Genomic DNA, 15,582 nt, shown 5'->3' on the forward strand with positions numbered 1-15,582 from the left:
GGTCGAGGAGTGCCGCCCGATCGCCTTCCCGGCGAAGGCACCCGGTGCGGGAATTGATTCCGGCTAAAACTGTAGATCCGTTGCCGTCTACTTCTTAAGTGCTCTGTGCACCGGTCGACGTGGATTTCACCGGTGGTCGACATGCGTTTTGCACATGGCCCGTTTGCCGGGGTTTCGAGGGGGTAGTCGACGTGCATCGGACGTGTGTCACCCGCGCCGGTGATAGCGAAGAGCAGTCGACTGACCGCGCTTGGTCACGAAATAGGCGTGCTTCGCTCATGTTTCGACTTCTTGCTAGTCCATTCGGAGTCTGCTTCGGAACCGCACGGACCATGTGTAAGCCACAGTGGCCCGATGATGCGGGCACTGGCTGTCGTTGTGCCGTTCAGCGACGATTTATGTCACGTGAAGCATTCATCTTCGCCACTGGGGAGCAACAATGTCCGCACAGTTTTCCGCTGAAGTTCGCTCGCTTTTCGCCGACATGGGTATCGAGTTCGACAAGGCCGGGACCGACCTGGCGATCGACCGCTTCGAGCAGTGGAGCAACGGCGACGCCGACCTCCGCCCGGTGCGCGGCTCCGTCTGCCGCGTCGATCTCCTCGAAGCCGCCTGAGGGTCTTTGTGCAGTTCCCGACCGCGCCGAGCCGGTCACGACGGACATCTCCCGCGTCCGTCGTGGCCGGCTCGGCGCATGTGGAGCACCCGTGTGTCCACAGTCGCCGGACGGCAAGTTTCCCACAGACTGGCCCGCGTGCCTGTTACGGCCGGTAGCTGTCCGGTCGCGAACCGGCATTTTTAACCTGGTACTTACCTGGGCCGGCGTATTCCGCGGCAGTGGCGGCAAAGTGGTGCCCGAATGGTGCAACCGATTCGTCAAGCAGAATGTTTAACTGAGCTTCTGGGGAATCGTGAGTGCGGAGGCACCCGTGATCAGAGTGCTGGTTGCCGAGGACATGCACATCGTACGGGGCGCACTGGTCGCCTTGCTGCGGCTGGAGCCCGACATCGAGGTGGTCGCGGAGGTCGCGTCGGGGCTGGAGATCCTGCCCACCGCGAAGGCCAAGCAAGCGCAGGTGGCGGTCATCGACATCGACCTGCCGGGCAAGGACGGCCTCACCGCGGCCGGTGAGCTGCACGAACAGCTCCCGGAGTGCCGGACCCTCATCCTGACCAGCCTGGGCCGGCCGGGGACGCTCAGGCGTGCCCTGGACGCCAAGGTGGGCGGGTTCCTGCTGAAGGACGCGCCGCCCGACAAGCTGGCCAACGCCGTCCGCGGGGTGCTCGCGGGACGGCGCATGGTCGACGGGGACCTGGCGCTGGCCGCCTGGGACACCGTGGACTGCCCGCTCACCGGCCGCGAGCTCGACGTGCTGCGGATGACCGCGCAGGGCTACGGGACCGTCGAAGTCGCCGCGCGCCTGTACCTGTCGGCCGGCACGGTCCGGAACTACCTGACGACCGTCGTCGCGAAGCTCAACGCCCGCAACCGGGTCGACGCCATCCGCATCGCCGAAGAGTCCGGCTGGCTCTGACCGGCGGCGGTCCGGGCGAAGAGGTACAGACCAGTATTTCCGTGGTTCAGACCGGCACGACCGCGCGCAGCCGGAAGCGGCCGTCCGGCTCGACCCCGGCGGTGAGCTCGCCGCCGAGGTCGGCGACCCGGTGCGACAGGTTGCCGATCCCGCTGCCCGGCGAGGTTTCCCGCGACGTGACGACGGAAGCCGGAACCCGCGGTGCGGGCACCGCGGGGGTTTCCGCCACCTCGGGTTCTCCGGCCGCTTCGGGTTCGCGGCGGGCCGGGCGGGGCCCGTCCCCGTTTCGCTCGACGCCGTCGTTGACGATGTCGAGGCAGATCCCGTTGCCCGTGCGGCGCATCGCGATTTCGCAGCTCTCCACCCGGCTGTGCCGCAGGACGTTCGTGACGCCTTCGCGCAGCACGACGGCCAGCACCGTCCGCACCGGCATCGGCAGGTCCTCCTCGAGCATCTCCATCCGCACCCGGACGTCGGCGGCCGCGAGCACGGACTTGGCGGTGCGGGACTCGCTGTCGAGGGAAAGTTCGCGGTAGCCGCTGGCGACCGAGCGGACGTCGGAAAGAGCTTGCCGCGTCAGGCCGAGGACCTCGGTCAGCTCCTCGGCGGCGCGGTCGCGGTCCAGCGGCAGCACCCGCGCGGTCAGCTCGCTCTTCAGCGCGATCGCGGACAGGCTCATGCCGAGCAGGTCGTGCAGGTCGCGGGCGAACCGCAGCCGTTCCTCGGCCAGCGCCATCTCGGCCAGCCGGCGCCGGGTGTTGTCGAGCTCGGTGACCAGCCGCACCAGCCACAGCAGCCCGAACACCGCCAGCCCGGTCAGCACGGTGGCGGCCGTGTAGAAGACCGTCGAGGTGATGTCCGCGCCCGAAATCCGCTGGATCTCCGCGTAGGCGGCGATGTTGACGGCGAAGAACGCCCAGCCCGCCACCGGCGGCAGGACCAGCAGGGAACTGCCGATCAGCAACCCGGGCACGCTCACCCAGTTCGGCCCGAGCGGCAGCAGCGGCAGGTAGGTCAGGCAGGCCTGGACGAACAGCATGCCGTAGCTCTGCGTCGACGGCAGCTGGGTCGAGGGCCGGTTGAAGTACGAGAACTGCAGGGCCAGCAGCGCGACGACGCAGCCGACGACCAGGGCGACCTGCCACGCCTCCCTGGTCAGCTCGAGCACGTGCACGGTCGCGCCGCACCCCATCATGGTCATCGCCGTCGGCAGCAGCCAGCGGATCCGCTTCGACTCGGTCACCACCGACTGCCGCTCGGCCTCGGGCGCGGCGGCGCTCGCCGTCCGGTCGGGCACGGGGAGCTCGACGCGGAGCCGGAAACGCCCGTCGGCGCCGGTCTTCACGGTCGCCGTGCCGCCGAGCGCGGCCACTTCGTCAGGCAGCGCCCGGAGCTTGCTGTCCGGGGCGAGCGCGGGGTCGTCCCTCGTCACGCCGTCGTTCACGATCTCGAGGGTGACCTTGCCGTCGTGCTGCCGGACGTCGATTTCGCAGTGCTCGACTTCGCTGTACCGCAGGACGTTCGTGACCCCTTCGCGCAGCACCCGCGCGAGCAGCGTCCCGGCCTGGACCGGCAGGTCACCGCGGTCGAGGTGGATCTGGACGGCGATGTCGGACGCCGACAGCAGCGTCTCGGCCGTCCGGGACTCCTTCTCCAGCGACAGCTCGCGGTAGCCGTGCGAGACCGCGCGGACGTCGGACAGCGTGCGCTGCGCGGTCGCGGTGATCTCGGCGAGCTCCGCCTTGGCCCGGTCCGCGGACTTGCGCATCAGCCGGTGCACGAGCTCGCCCTTGAGCGCGATCGCCGACAGGCTCAGCCCGAGCAGGTCGTGCAGGTCGCGGGCGAAGGCGAGCCGCTGTTCGGCGACCGCGCGCTGGGCCAGTTCGCTGCGGGCCTCGTGCAGCTCGTTGACCATCCGGGGCAGCCGGGCCAGCAGGTAGAACAGGATGATGTAGAAGGTCGCCGCGATCGCGTTGTAGACCACGGTCAGCGGCTCGGCGTCGTGGTACCAGTAGATGAAGGGGATGCTGAGCCAGACCGCGCCGGCCGCGGGCCAGGCGTACCTCGGGGGCAGCACGAGCAGCACCGCGCCGCCGACGAAGTCCGGCATGTCCGCCCAGAAGAGGCCGAAGGTCGCGACGGGCGCGTAGGCCAGCACGACCATGACGGCGAGCAGGACCCGGCTGGTCACCGAGTCGAGCCGCGCGGCGGGCCTGCCGAACCACAGCAGCTGGATGCCCAGCAGCCCGGAGACGGCGGCGATGGCGTACGCGCCCTCCCAGGCGTCGACCGAGTTCGGCAGCAGGCTGACCACGCCGATCAGGCCGAACCCGGCGACGACGGTGACGAGGATGGCCGCGGCCAGGTAGGTGGCCAGCCGGGGGCGCCGGTCCGCCGCGGTGGTGCCGCGCGGTTCGGCGGTCGCCGAGCGTCCGGTGGGCTCGAGTGCGGCGACCGGAGACATGGTTGCGGACCCCTCGGAATCTGCGTGGCGGCCGGTCCGCTCGGGAGGCCGGAACCTGGGCGCGGTGTGCATGCGTGCGGTAGATCCTAACTCACGGGAGCGCGGCGAAAACGGTGCGAAAGCGCGCGGATCGGTCCCGGCGGCCGGTTCGGACGCCGGAAAAGGAGTTGACAGCCGGTCAGCGGCCATCCGGCGCGGGCGGGAACCCGAAGGCGTGCGCGAGCAGCCCGAGGAAGTCGAGACGCGGCACGGCGACCGATCCGGTGTGCAGCACCGAACCCTGTGAGAGCCGGAAGAAGCTCAGCCCGGACTCGTCGTCGTCCCACGAATCGCCACCCGCGGCACCGGGGATGTGCCGGGTCGCGGGGAAGTCCTCGGTGAACCGGGTGCCCGCGGCCGAGAACACGGCGACGTCCCAGCCGAGGTGCCGCCGGTACTGCGCGAACTTCGCGTAGGACGCACGGGACACCAGCACCAGCCGCAGGCCGGGGTCGTCCAGCGCGGCCGCGACGTCGGCGGCGGGCACCAGATCGGCGGGTCCGCTGTGGTCGGCCATCGGGTGGTGCACGGCCAGGCGCTGGTGACCACCGAACAGCTCGGCGAGCGAGACCCGGCCCCGCGAACCCTCGAACAGGTACTCGGCCCCGGCGACGACGCGGGGGCGGTCAAGCTCCGGCACGGTCAGCTCCGACATGACTCGTCCTCCCTGGCTTGGTCCCACAGCGGATTGTGAGCCGGTGCGGTGGTGCGAGCCCAGGGTTCGGGCCGGGAACCGCACCTTAGGAGACGCGGACCGGCGTGTCGCGGTCGGGTGGTGCGGGGTCCGGATGTCATGAACGGGTCGTTCACCGCGCTTGGTGACAGAGCACCGGCGAAGTCGCCGGGTCGGCCGGCCGCGGCGCGAGATGCGCCGAAGGTGCCCTTACTCCAGCCCGCCGGTGCGAGTGGCTCGGGCCGGCTGGGAGCCTTTTTCGCCGAGGTCCCGGGGGCCGGAGGTCGTGAACGACCCGTTCACCGCGTCCGATGACGGGGCGCCGGCGAAGTCGCGCGGCCAGGTCACTCCGCCGCCGGTGACCCGCTCGCTCCACGTCTTGAATGACTCATTCAGGTCTTCGGAGGTCCTGAATGAGTCATTCAAGACGTCGGCGCAACGCTGCGGACCGCACCGACCCGACTTTGCCGGGCGCCTGACGTCCGGCGAAGTGAACGACCCGTTCATGACGCTGCGGGCCCGTGTTTCCGGTGCGGTCGGGTGGAGCCGTTGCCGCCGGTCGCGGGAGGCCCGCCGTGCCGGGGCGGGCGGGCGACCCTAGGCTCGGCGCATGGCACGCTATTTCGACCTGCACCCGGAGAACCCGCAGAAGCGGTCGCTGGGCCAGGTCGTCGAGATCCTCCGCGGCGACGGGCTGATCGCCTACCCGACCGACTCGTGCTTCGCGCTCGGGTGCCGGCCGGGGAACCGGGACGGGCTCGACCGGATCCGCAGCATCCGCAAGCTGGACCACCGGCACCACTTCACACTGGTCTGCCAGGACTTCGCCCAGCTCGGGCAGTTCGTCATCATCGACAACGCCGTGTTCCGCGCGATCAAGGCGGCGACCCCCGGCAGCTACACGTTCATCCTGCCCGCCACCAAGGAGGTGCCGCGGCGACTGATGCACGAAAAGAAGAAGACGGTGGGCGTGCGCATCCCGGACCACCGCGTCACCCAGGCGCTGCTCGCCGAGCTCGGCGAACCGCTGCTGTCGAGCACGCTGCTGCTGCCCGGCGAGGGCGAGCCGATGACGCAGGGCTGGGAGATCAAGGAAGAGCTGGACAACGTCCTGGAAGCGGTCCTCGACTCGGGGGACTGCGGGGTGGAGCCGACGACCGTCGTGGACTTCTCCTCCGGGGAAGCGGAGATCCTGCGCGTGGGCGCGGGCGATCCGTCCCCGTTCGAGTGAAGCCAGGCGGGTGGCTGACGTCTTGAATGACTCATTCAGGTCTTCGGAGGTCCTGAATGACTCATTCAAGACGTTGGCCGGGCCGGCGGCACCCGCGCGGTCGGGCGGTCAGCTCTCCAGCAGTTCCAGCCATTCGGCGGTGTGCCGCCCGGTGAACGTCAGGTTCAGGTCCTCGGCGAACCGGCGGCCGGTCACCAGCAGGCAGAAGTCCTCCGCCGGGCCGCTCACGCGGTCGGTCGCGTTCTCCGGGCCGAAGTCCCAGCGCGTTCCCGAAGGGGCGACCAGTTCGAAGCGGAACGGCTTCGCGGGCGGCGCCTCCTGGTGGCGCCGGTAAGCGCGGTCCCTGGTCCGGACGCCGTAGTAGGCGACGTGGCCGATCGAGTCGTCGCGCTGGGGCTGGACACCGAACAGGTCGGCGATGTCCTGGCCGCCGGCGAAGACCTCGGTCAGCACGGCCGCGGCGAGGACCGACGGGCGCAGCGGGCCGTCGCTCCACGGCAGCTCCGGCTCCGGCGGGGCCGCGGCCAGCAGGGCGTTGGCCTTCCGCTGCTCGATCAGCCAGATCAGGATGGCCTCGTCGAGCGAGTCGTAGGCGATCTGCGGGGTGACGCCGAACGCGCCGGGGTTCTCGACGCTGAGCCGGACCAGCCGCGCGGTCGACGTCAGCCGGGCGAAGTGCCCGGTGATGTTCGGGCCGGGACCGTACCCGTGGCGTTCCGCCAGTTCGGCCAGCGCCTCCGTCTCGGTCTGCAGGTCCGTGAACACGTCGGCCATCGGTGCCACCCTCCTGGGTCCGGGACTGCCCGGGTCCAGGCTGGCAGGCGGGCTCGCGGGGGCTCCACTCCGCGGTTGCGACGTCCGCCTCGGCTATGTTCGACCGCACTGACGAAGGGAGCGGGCGTGAAGTACCTGCTGGCGATGTACCTGAACCCCGACGTGATGGCGAACCTCTCCGAGGCCGAGATGGACACCATCATGACCGGGCACCAGGATTTCATCCGCACGATCAGGGAATCCGGCGAGATGATCAACACGCAGGCGCTCGGCGCGGTCGCCGACAGCTCCGTCGTGCGGGTGCGCTCGGGGATGCCGGCCGTCACCGACGGGCCGTTCCTGGAGTCGAAGGAATTCCTCGCCGGCTACTACCTCGTGGAGTGCGCGAGCAAGGACCGCGCCGTCGAGCTCGCGGCGATGATCCCGGACGCGGCCATCGAAGGCCTCGGCATCGAGGTGCGCGAGGTCGTCTTCTTCGCCGACGCCGAAACCGAAGTCCCCATGGCGTGACCGGGGTCGCCGAGGTCCTGCGGCCGCTCGTGCCGCAGGTGCTGGGCGCGCTCGTCCGCCGGTACGGCCAGTTCGACGCGTGCGAGGACGCCGTCCAGGAAGCCCTGCTCGCGGCGAGCGAGCAGTGGCCGGCCGAGGGCGTCCCGGACAACCCGCGCAGCTGGCTGATCACGGTCGCGACCCGGCGGCTCACCGACCTCTGGCGCAGCGAAAGCGCCCGGCGGCGTCGCGAAGAGACGGTCGCCGTGCGCGAGCCGGCCCCCGTCGTCGCCGGTCCCGGCGAAGAGCGGCCCGCGGACTCCGACGACACGCTCACGCTGCTGTTCCTGTGCTGCCACCCCGCGGTTTCGCCGCCTTCGCAGGTCGCGCTGACGCTGCGCGCGGTCGGCGGCCTGACCACGGCGCAGATCGCCAGCGCGTTCCTGGTGCCCGAGTCGACCATGACGCGCCGCATCACCCGCGCGAAGGAGAGCATCGCGGCGGCGGGCTCGACGTTCGCCGAGCCTTCGCCCGAAGACTTCCCGGAGCGGCTGCGCGTGGTGCTCCAGGTGCTGTACCTGATCTTCAACGAGGGGTACACGGCGACGTCGGGGGAGGACCTGCTGCGCGTCGAGCTGGCCGCGGAGGCGATCCGGCTGACGCGCGCGGTGCGCGCGCTGATCCCCGGTGAGGGGGAAGTGGCGGGGCTGCTGGCGCTGATGCTGCTGACGGACGCGCGGCGGGCGGCGCGCACCGGCCCCGGCGGCGAGCTGGTCCCGCTGCCGGAGCAGGACCGCACGCGCTGGGACGCGGCGATGATCGCCGAGGGCGTCGAACTGGTCCGCGCGGTGCTGGGCCGCGGCCCGATCGGGCCGTACCAGGTGCAGGCGGCGATCGCGGCGCTGCACGACGAAGCGCCGAGCACGGAGACGACGGACTGGCCGCAGATCGTCGAGCTGTACGGCGTACTGGAGGAACTGATGCCGGGTCCGGTGGTGACGGTGAACCGGGCGGTGGCCGTCGCCCAGGTGTCGGGCCCGGCGGCGGGCCTGGAACTGCTGGACGGCGTCGACGTGGCGCACCGGGCCGACGCCGTGCGGGCGCACCTGCTCGAAGAGGCGGGGCGGCCGGCGGAAGCGCGCGAGTTCTACCTCAGGGCGGCGAAGCGTACCGAGAGTGGCCCGGAACGCCGTTACCTGCAAGCGAAAGCGGACCGGTTGGCCGCCGACGGGTCTTGAATGAGTCATTCAGGTCTTCGGAGGTCCTGAATGACTCATTCAAGACACCGGGTCAGCGGACCACGATGCCCGACGCCGGCTCCGGGGCCGCCGGGACGTGGAACAGCTGGGCGAACAGCTCCAGGTCGGACAGCTCGCCCTCGATCGCGATCTTGCCCGAGCGCAACGCCGTCGGCGCGGTGAGCTGGCCGCTCATCAGGTCCAGCAGCGCCGCGCCGTGCACGGCCTTGATGACCAGCTCGGCGCCGGGGAACCGGCCCTCGCCGACCTTGACCGCGCCGTCTTCGACGAGGGCGTGCACGATCATGCGGTCGTCGTAGCGGATCTCGAAGTTGATCTGGACGCCTTCCGCGCACTCGGCGCGGAAAGTCGTGTACAGCGACAGGATCGCCGCGTCCAAGGTGAACACGTCGTCGGCGCCGGGAGCGTGCAGCGAGCGGGCGCCCCAGAGGCCGAGGTCGAGCAGGATGTGGTCGAGCTCGCTGCCGTACTGGGTCAGCTCGTAGACCAGGCCCGCCTCGAGCTCGGCGCGGACGCGGCGGCGGATCACGCCGGTCGCCTCCAGCTCGTTGAGCCGGGCCGACAGGATGGACGGCGGGATCTTCGGCAGGCCGGCCTGCAGCTCGTCGTAGCGCTTCGCGCCGAGCACCAGGTCGCGGATGATCAGCAGCGACCAGCGCTCGCCGATGAGCTCGAGCGCGCGGGCGACGCCGCAGAACTGGCCGTAGGCACGGGTGGGTGCAGTGGGCATCGAACGTTCCTCACTTCTTTCTCGGGCGATCCGACGGGTTCGGCGGGTGCCGGGGAAGTCTGGGCGGATCAGCGGTGGTCGCCTTCGGAGATCAGCTCCCGGTGCAGCGTCTGCAGGTCGTCACACGGTTCGACGCCCAGCTCGCCGGCCAGCCGGGACCGGAGCCTGCGGTAGACGGTCATCGCGTCGGACCGCCGTCCGCTGCGGCCGAGCGCGCGCATCAGCTGCCCGTGCAAGGCCTCGTCGAGCGGGCTGCCCGTGGCCAGCGAGCGCAGCTCGCCGATCAGCTCGCGGTGCCGCCCGCCGATGATCTCCGCTTCGATCCGCAGGTGCAGCACGCTGCGCCGCTGCTCCAGCAGCTCGGTCCGGTACGCGGACAACACCGGTCCACAGTGGACGTTCGCGAACGGCGTACCGGACCACAGGTCCAGCGCCGCCCGGTAGGCGTCCGCGGCGGCCGAGTGGTCACCGGCGTCCTGGTGCTCGTGCCCGATCTGCTGCAACCGGGTGAAGTCGTAGGTGTCGACCTGAGCCGGATCGATGTGGAAGGTGTAACCGGACTGCTTGGTGGTCAACATCTTCTCGCCGTCGACCGCGAGCCCGTTCTGGTCGATGCACCGGCGGAGGTGGTAGACGTAGGTGTGCAGCGTGGTCCGGACGGTCCGCGGCGGGTTGTCCGACCAGAGCTCCCGGATCAGGGTGTCGATGTGTACCATCTTCCCCGGTCGCATCACGAGCACGGCCAGCAGCGCCAGCACCTTCGGTGTCGTCGGGGCGTAGTCGGTTCCCCCGCGCAGCACTTCCAGCGGCCCCAGCACGGTGAAGCGGACACCGCCCGGGTCCAGCTCTTCGGTTCGCCGCTGTTCGGAGTACATGGCAGGCCTCCAGCATCATCAATGCGTCCTCGCGCTCCCCAGTTCGTGCCGCGCGGGTCGGTGGACGGCCGAACTCCGGGCTTCTATCCGAATGTGACAGAGCGGGCCCTTCACGGCCAGTGAACCGCCCACCAGAGTCCTCGTGCGTTCGCCCCGTCCCCACATGCGTTTCGCACGGCCCGGATGTGCATCGCGCACCCGCGGCCATCCGGCCGAACCTGGGAGCCGGCCGTCCCGGGGGTCCCTGGATCGGACCAAACGGGACTCCCGGCGGACCGCGGATGATCAAGGCCGCGGGTGGCGCGCACGCCGGACCCGGGTGTCGCGCACGCCACACCCGTGCGGAACTCCCGCACCCGGGTGGGTGTCACGCGTCCGGGTTGGACGGACATCGGCATTCCTCAATCGCTCGTCGATCGATCTGCGAGAAGTGGCGTCTTCCCTGGCACCAGGAGAACCAGGAGAACTGCCATCAGGGGAATTCGAGGTTTGGACTGATGATGTTGCGCTCTATTGCGGCTGTCGGGAACGACAGCGAGTTCGGCGAACCGCACCGCGAACCGGCGCTCGAGCGAGTGGAAAAGTCGGTCCGGCCCGCCGTCCTTCAAGCGATCTCTTCCATCCAGGAGCGGTACTTCGAGCCGATCACGCTCGCCGAGCTGGCGTCCGAGGTGTTCGTCAGCCGGTTCCACTTCTCCCGGATGTTCGCCGAGGCGACCGGGGTGACCCCCGGCCGCTTCCTCACCGCCGTGCGCCTGTTCGAGGCCAAGCGGCTGCTGCTCACGACGTCGCTGAACGTCTCGGACATCGTGTGCAGCGTCGGCTACAGCAGCGTCGGCACGTTCACCAGCCGGTTCTCGCGGGCGGTCGGGATGACCCCGACGCAGTACCGCGAGCCGCAGGTGGCCGAGCTGCTCGTGGCGATCTCGCCGACGTTCCAGCGGCTCCCGCCGCTGCGGACGCTGCGGGCGGCCGGCCGCAGCTGCGCCTCGCTGCAGACCGGCTCCGGCGTGCTGTCGCTGCAGCTGGACATGCCGCGCGGCTCGGCGCCGGCGGACACCCTGGTCGGGCTGTTCGCCGACCCGGTGCCCCAGTGCGGCCCGGTCGCCTTCGGCGGCATGGCCAACATGAGCTCCGGTGGCCTGACCATCCACGGCGTCCCGGCCGGGCGGTGGACGGCGATCGCGGTCGCCCAGCACCAGGCGGGCAACGCCGGGCCGCGGTTCTCGATCGGCTACTCGGCCGTGCAGGTGGCCCCGCACGGCCAGTCCACCGGCCGGGTCGGCCTGCGCGCGCCCGCGTCGACCGACGCGCCGATCGCGATCACCCTGGCGTCGAAGCAGTCGCCGTTCACCCAGCGCATGCTCGCCGCCCAGCGGCCGCACCTGCGCGCCGTCGCCTGACCCCCGAGAGCAAAGGACGACTACGACGATGTCCACCTTCATCGGTGTGCTCCGCAAGAAGGTGCTCGCGCCTTCGCTCGCTTCGGTCGGGTTCGCCGACCGCGGCTTCCCGGTCACCCCCACCGACGCGACGGCCCGGCTGGAGGCGGTGCCGCAGGCGGTGGTGTGCGGGTTCGAATGGGCCATCGAGGGCGCGTCGCTGTGGGAGATCGAGCGGCGCCTCGCGCTGATCGAGCCCGAGCAGCGCGGCTTCGCCTACGAGGGTGCCACGATGGGCTACACGATCCTCGACGCCATGCCCGGCGGCGGCCGCGACCGCACGCGCGAGCTGCTCGAAGGACCGGGCCGCCCGCACATCTTCCTGACCTACATCGGGATCGGCTTCGCCATGGCGCGGCTGCCGCGTCCACTGTGGAAGAACATCCTGCCCGAGCTGAGCGGGGTGGCCTACCACCCGGTGATGAGCTGGCTCGCCGTCGACGGCTTCGGCTTCGACCGTGCCTACTTCGACACCGAAAAGTGGGTCGGCGAGCAGGCCGAGCCGCAGCCCTACCCGTGGGCGGGGCGCCCGGAGTACTTCGCGCGCGCCTTCGACCAGGGCGTCGGCCGGGCGCTGTGGTTCATCAACGGCGGCAACCCCGAAGCCGCGGCCGCCGCAGTCGGGCGGTTCGCCGAGGGGCGCCGGGCGGACCTGTGGAGCGGGGTCGGGCTCGCCGCGACCTTCGCCGGCGGGGCCGACCAGGCCGGGCTCGGCAAGCTGCGGCGGCTGGCCGGGGAGCACTACGACGAGCTCGCGCTCGGCGTGGTGTTCGCGGTCAAGGCCCGCACGTACTCCGGCTACGTCCCGGCGCACACGCACCTCGCGGCCGGCGTGCTCACCGACCTGTCGGTGCAGGGCGCGCAGAACCTGGCGGACCGCACCGAGCGAGCCGACGGCGAGGACGGGCCGGAGCCCGCTTACGAGCTTTGGCGGCAGCGGATCCGCGACGAATTCGACGTGGCCGCCCGGCGCCGCGCGAGCTGACGCGATTCCGCACTCGCGGAGAGGCCGCCGTCGCCCACGCAAATGTGGAGTAGAGCGCTGACCTGCGAATCTGTGACCGTAGAAGGCGAAGATCCGACACCTTCCTATTCGACCCGTAAGGGGGAGAGTGCGTTGGGCAATGGTTGGCGCGCGCTCAGACGGCGCATCCTGACACCGAATGTCTCGGAGACCTCGCTGGAGAAGCGGGGCTTCCACCGGAAGAGCCCAGCCGCTCAAGAACGACTCGAGACGGTCGGGGAGAAATTCCTCCTCGGGTACGCGCACGCGGTCGAAGCCCGGTCGGTGGAGCAGGCCGAGGAATGGCTGGAGCAGATTCCCACGCAGTTCCGCGGCTTCGCCTACGAGGGCGCGGGAATGGGGTACGGCGTCCTCGACGGGCTGCCCTTCGGCAAGAGCACGAACATCGCCGAGTTCCTGGCCGGCCCCGGCGAAAAGCACGACTACATCATCTACGTCGGCGTCGGCTGGGCCATGTGCCGGCTGCCGCGGTTCGCGTGGCCGAAGGCGTCGGTGTTCGACCCGCTGCTGCGCTGGCTGGTGCTCGACGGCTATGGCTTCCACCAGGCGTACTTCAAGACCGAAAAGTACATCCGGCAGCAGTACCAGGAACCCGGCTTCTCGTGGCCGGACCGGCGCTACGACGGGTACGCGTTGCGCGCCATCGACCAGGGCATCGGCCGGGCGCTGTGGTTCATCTGCGGCACCGACGTCGAGCTGGTGGGCAAGACGATCGAGGAGTTCCCCGAGTCGCGCCACGGCGACCTGTACGCGGGGGTCGGGCTCGCCTCGACCTACGCGTGCGGCGTCACCGCCGACGAACTGGCGGAACTGGTCGACCGGGCCGGGATCCACCACGGCCAGCTGGCCCAGGGAAGCGCCTTCGCCGCCGAGTGCCGGGTGCGCTCGGGCCTGATGATCCCGGAGACCGAGATGGCGGCCCAGGCGATCTGCGGGCTGTCCGCCGAACGCGCCGCGGCCATCACCCAAGAGGTCCGGCCGGCCGTGGTCGTCGACGGTGCCGACGTCCCGGCGTTCGAAACCTGGCGGCAGCGGATCGCCGAAGAAGTGCTGACCCACGGAGGGAAGAACAAATGACCGCGACCTTCGGCTGGCTGCGCAAGCAGCTGGCGGGCATCGTGGCGCTGGTGCTGATCCTCGGCCTGTTCCTGGTCGCACGGCTGCCCAGCGTCTCCGCCGCGGAACAGGACAAGCTGGCGGACCAGTTCCACTTCACCCCGATGACGATCGCGCTGCCCGCGGCCAAGAAGTCGCAGTCGATCCGGACGGTGAACAAGGAGTACGAGCACATCGCCGCGTGGATCTCCTCGGTCGGCGCCGCGATCGCGATCAACGACATCAGCGGCAGCGGCAAGCCGAACGACCTCTGCCTCGTCGACCCGCGCAGCGACCAGGTCGTCATCACGCCGGCGCCGGACTCCGGCCCGCGGTACGCGCCCTTCGCGCTCGACCCCGCCCCGGCGCTGCCGACGTGGGACTACATGGCGCCGATGGGCTGCGTGCCCGGTGACTACAACGAAGACGGCCGCACCGACATCCTCGCCTACTACTGGGGCCGGACGCCGGTGTTGTTCCTGCAGAAGGCGAACGCGGCCCAGTTCGACGCATCGGCGTTCCAGCCGACCGAGCTGGTGCCGGGCAACCACCGCGGCGCCGACGGCAAGTACAACGGTCCACTGTGGAACACCGACTCGGTCACCATCGGCGACTTCGACGGCGACGGCCACGTCGACGTCTTCGTCGGGAACTACTTCCCGGACAGCAAGGTCCTCGACCCGAACGCCGACGGCGGCATCACGCTGAACCAGTCGATGTCGCACGCGACCAACTCGGGCGCCAAGTTCATCTACCGCTGGACCGGCGCCACGGCCGGGGCGAACCCGAGCGCGCAGTTCGTCGACGCGTCCCAGGGCATCCCGGAGAGCGCGCGGCTCGGCTGGACGCTGGCCTCCAGCGCCACCGACGTCGACGGCGACAGCCTGCCCGAGCTCTACATCGCCAACGACTTCGGGCACGACCACTTCCTGTACAACAAGTCCACGCCGGGCCACATCGAGTTCGGTGAGGTCAACGGGGTCCGCGGGATCGCCGACCCGAAGTCGAAGGTGCTGGGCCACGACTCCTTCAAGGGGATGGGCGTCGACTTCGGCGACCTGAACCACGACGGCCTCTACGACCTGTTCGTCAGCAACATCACGACGTCGTGGGGCATCGAAGAGTCGAACTTCCAGTTCATGAACACCGCGAAGGACAACGCGGACCTGACCCGGCAGTTCAAGGACGGCGTCGCGCCGTTCCACGACGACAGCGCCGCGAAGGGCACGGCGTGGTCCGGCTGGGGCTGGGACGTCAAGATCCAGGACTTCAACAACAGCGGCGAGAACCAGATCGCCCAGGCGACCGGGTTCGTCAAGGGCCAGGTCAACCGCTGGCCGAACCTGCAGGAGATCGCCACCGCCCACGACGGCCTGCTGTCCAACCCCTTCTGGTGGCCGAACGCCCGTGCCGGTGACGACATCGGTGGCGACCAGACCCTGCACTTCTTCGTGAAGAGCGCGGACGGCCGGTACGTCGACCTCGCGCCGAAGCTGGGCCTGGCCGTGCCGGTCCCGACCCGCGGCATCGCCGTCGGGGACACCGACGGGGACGGCCTGCCCGAGTTCGCCGTGGCGCGGCAGTGGGAGCAGCCGATCTTCTACCACAACGACAGCCCGAACCCCGGCAAGTTCCTGCAGCTGAAGCTGTTCACCGACGCCCCGGTGGCGCCCGGCCCGCTGCCCGCGGCCGGCCCGCCCGCGATCGGCGCCCAGGTCACCGTGACCACCTCGGACGGCAAGAAGTACCTCGGCCGGGTCGACGGCAGCAGCGGGGAGGCCGGCCGGCGCAGCTTCGACGTCCAGATCGGCCTCGGCCAGGACGTCAGCGGGCCGCTCGACGTGCACCTGCAGTGGCGGGACCGGACCGGGCAGCTGCGGACGCAGGACCTGAAGCTCGAACCCGGTTGCCACATGTACCAGCTGGGCACCACGGCGAAGGAAGCGATGTGA

Annotated in this window: 14 protein-coding genes; 9 read left to right on the forward strand and 5 right to left on the reverse strand. The window is 70.3% G+C overall.

The genetic code is table 11. From position 1 onward, the window contains the following. The first annotated feature begins 484 nt into the window (after positions 1-484). Together H4696_RS51000 and H4696_RS45815 are read left to right on the forward strand one after the other, a co-directional pair. On the forward strand, positions 485-616 hold the full coding sequence (locus H4696_RS51000; RefSeq protein WP_264086339.1) for a hypothetical protein: 132 nt from the start codon (positions 485-487) through the stop codon (positions 614-616). A 313-nt stretch (positions 617-929) separates the two neighbouring features. Beyond that, a complete protein-coding gene (locus H4696_RS45815) occupies positions 930-1,535 on the forward strand; it encodes a response regulator transcription factor (protein WP_086860969.1) in 606 nt (201 codons plus the stop codon). Between the two features lie 46 nt (positions 1,536-1,581). Here H4696_RS45815 and H4696_RS45820 read toward each other — a convergent pair whose 3' ends face one another. Both H4696_RS45820 and H4696_RS45825 read right to left on the reverse strand, forming a co-directional pair. Next, positions 1,582-3,999 (reverse strand): sensor histidine kinase, encoded by a 2,418-nt coding sequence (locus tag H4696_RS45820; RefSeq protein WP_192782902.1) that lies wholly within the window; start codon positions 3,997-3,999, stop codon positions 1,582-1,584. A 178-nt stretch (positions 4,000-4,177) separates the two neighbouring features. Continuing rightward, entirely contained in the window at positions 4,178-4,693 is a 516-nt protein-coding gene (locus tag H4696_RS45825; protein WP_086861795.1) for a DUF899 family protein, read from the reverse strand. 628 nt (positions 4,694-5,321) lie between these two features. Here H4696_RS45825 and H4696_RS45830 point away from each other — a divergent pair. Beyond that, positions 5,322-5,942 (forward strand): L-threonylcarbamoyladenylate synthase, encoded by a 621-nt coding sequence (locus tag H4696_RS45830; protein WP_086861796.1) that lies wholly within the window; start codon positions 5,322-5,324, stop codon positions 5,940-5,942. A gap of 108 nt (positions 5,943-6,050) precedes the next feature. Here H4696_RS45830 and H4696_RS45835 read toward each other — a convergent pair whose 3' ends face one another. After that, positions 6,051-6,716 (reverse strand): maleylpyruvate isomerase family mycothiol-dependent enzyme, encoded by a 666-nt coding sequence (locus H4696_RS45835; RefSeq protein WP_086861797.1) that lies wholly within the window; start codon positions 6,714-6,716, stop codon positions 6,051-6,053. 126 nt (positions 6,717-6,842) lie between these two features. Here H4696_RS45835 and H4696_RS45840 point away from each other — a divergent pair, with 126 nt between their 5' ends. Continuing rightward, positions 6,843-7,226, forward strand: coding sequence for a YciI family protein (locus H4696_RS45840; RefSeq protein ID WP_086861798.1), 384 nt, complete (start codon positions 6,843-6,845; stop codon positions 7,224-7,226). Continuing rightward, positions 7,223-8,443 carry an RNA polymerase sigma factor gene (locus H4696_RS45845; protein ID WP_086861799.1) on the forward strand — a complete coding sequence of 407 codons (1,221 nt, stop codon included), beginning with the start codon at positions 7,223-7,225 and terminating at the stop codon, positions 8,441-8,443. The genes H4696_RS45840 and H4696_RS45845 overlap by 4 nt, the downstream gene beginning before the upstream one ends. Before the next feature lie 52 nt (positions 8,444-8,495). Here H4696_RS45845 and H4696_RS45850 read toward each other — a convergent pair whose 3' ends face one another. Together H4696_RS45850 and H4696_RS45855 are read right to left on the reverse strand one after the other, a co-directional pair. Further along, the gene (locus tag H4696_RS45850; protein WP_086861800.1) at positions 8,496-9,194 is read right to left on the reverse strand and encodes a winged helix-turn-helix transcriptional regulator; all 699 of its coding nucleotides are present in this window, start codon (positions 9,192-9,194) and stop codon (positions 8,496-8,498) included. Positions 9,195-9,262: 68 nt separating this feature from the next. Beyond that, positions 9,263-10,069, reverse strand: a complete 807-nt coding sequence (locus H4696_RS45855; RefSeq protein WP_086861801.1) for an AfsR/SARP family transcriptional regulator — start codon at positions 10,067-10,069, stop codon at positions 9,263-9,265. Between the two features lie 497 nt (positions 10,070-10,566). On the opposite strand from H4696_RS45855, the gene H4696_RS45860 reads away from it, so the two are divergent. The 4 genes from H4696_RS45860 to H4696_RS45875 all read left to right on the forward strand — a co-directional run bounded on the left by H4696_RS45860 (position 10,567) and on the right by H4696_RS45875 (position 15,582). Continuing rightward, complete coding sequence (locus H4696_RS45860; RefSeq protein ID WP_169735033.1) at positions 10,567-11,472, forward strand: helix-turn-helix domain-containing protein; 906 nt, start codon at positions 10,567-10,569, stop codon at positions 11,470-11,472. A gap of 28 nt (positions 11,473-11,500) precedes the next feature. Next, a complete protein-coding gene (locus H4696_RS45865) occupies positions 11,501-12,496 on the forward strand; it encodes a DUF1702 family protein (RefSeq protein WP_086861802.1) in 996 nt (331 codons plus the stop codon). Positions 12,497-12,628: 132 nt separating this feature from the next. Beyond that, entirely contained in the window at positions 12,629-13,612 is a 984-nt protein-coding gene (locus H4696_RS45870) for a DUF1702 family protein (protein ID WP_086861803.1), read from the forward strand. After that, positions 13,609-15,582 (forward strand): CRTAC1 family protein, encoded by a 1,974-nt coding sequence (locus H4696_RS45875; RefSeq protein ID WP_086861804.1) that lies wholly within the window; start codon positions 13,609-13,611, stop codon positions 15,580-15,582. The genes H4696_RS45870 and H4696_RS45875 overlap by 4 nt, the downstream gene beginning before the upstream one ends.

This window comes from Amycolatopsis lexingtonensis, assembly GCF_014873755.1.
Taxonomy (GTDB): domain Bacteria; phylum Actinomycetota; class Actinomycetes; order Mycobacteriales; family Pseudonocardiaceae; genus Amycolatopsis; species Amycolatopsis lexingtonensis.

What these genes read in the sequence shown, in the direction of transcription:
- H4696_RS51000 (WP_264086339.1), top strand. Translation starts at nt 485, where the DNA reads ATGGGTATCGAGTTCGACAAGGCCGGGACCGACCTGGCGATCGACCGC.
- H4696_RS45820 (WP_192782902.1), bottom strand. Translation starts at nt 3,999, where the DNA reads ATGTCTCCGGTCGCCGCACTCGAGCCCACCGGACGCTCGGCGACCGCC.
- H4696_RS45825 (WP_086861795.1), bottom strand. Translation starts at nt 4,693, where the DNA reads ATGTCGGAGCTGACCGTGCCGGAGCTTGACCGCCCCCGCGTCGTCGCC.
- H4696_RS45830 (WP_086861796.1), top strand. Translation starts at nt 5,322, where the DNA reads ATGGCACGCTATTTCGACCTGCACCCGGAGAACCCGCAGAAGCGGTCG.
- H4696_RS45835 (WP_086861797.1), bottom strand. Translation starts at nt 6,716, where the DNA reads ATGGCCGACGTGTTCACGGACCTGCAGACCGAGACGGAGGCGCTGGCC.
- H4696_RS45850 (WP_086861800.1), bottom strand. Translation starts at nt 9,194, where the DNA reads ATGCCCACTGCACCCACCCGTGCCTACGGCCAGTTCTGCGGCGTCGCC.
- H4696_RS45855 (WP_086861801.1), bottom strand. Translation starts at nt 10,069, where the DNA reads ATGTACTCCGAACAGCGGCGAACCGAAGAGCTGGACCCGGGCGGTGTC.
- H4696_RS45860 (WP_169735033.1), top strand. Translation starts at nt 10,567, where the DNA reads ATGATGTTGCGCTCTATTGCGGCTGTCGGGAACGACAGCGAGTTCGGC.
- H4696_RS45865 (WP_086861802.1), top strand. Translation starts at nt 11,501, where the DNA reads ATGTCCACCTTCATCGGTGTGCTCCGCAAGAAGGTGCTCGCGCCTTCG.
- H4696_RS45875 (WP_086861804.1), top strand. Translation starts at nt 13,609, where the DNA reads ATGACCGCGACCTTCGGCTGGCTGCGCAAGCAGCTGGCGGGCATCGTG.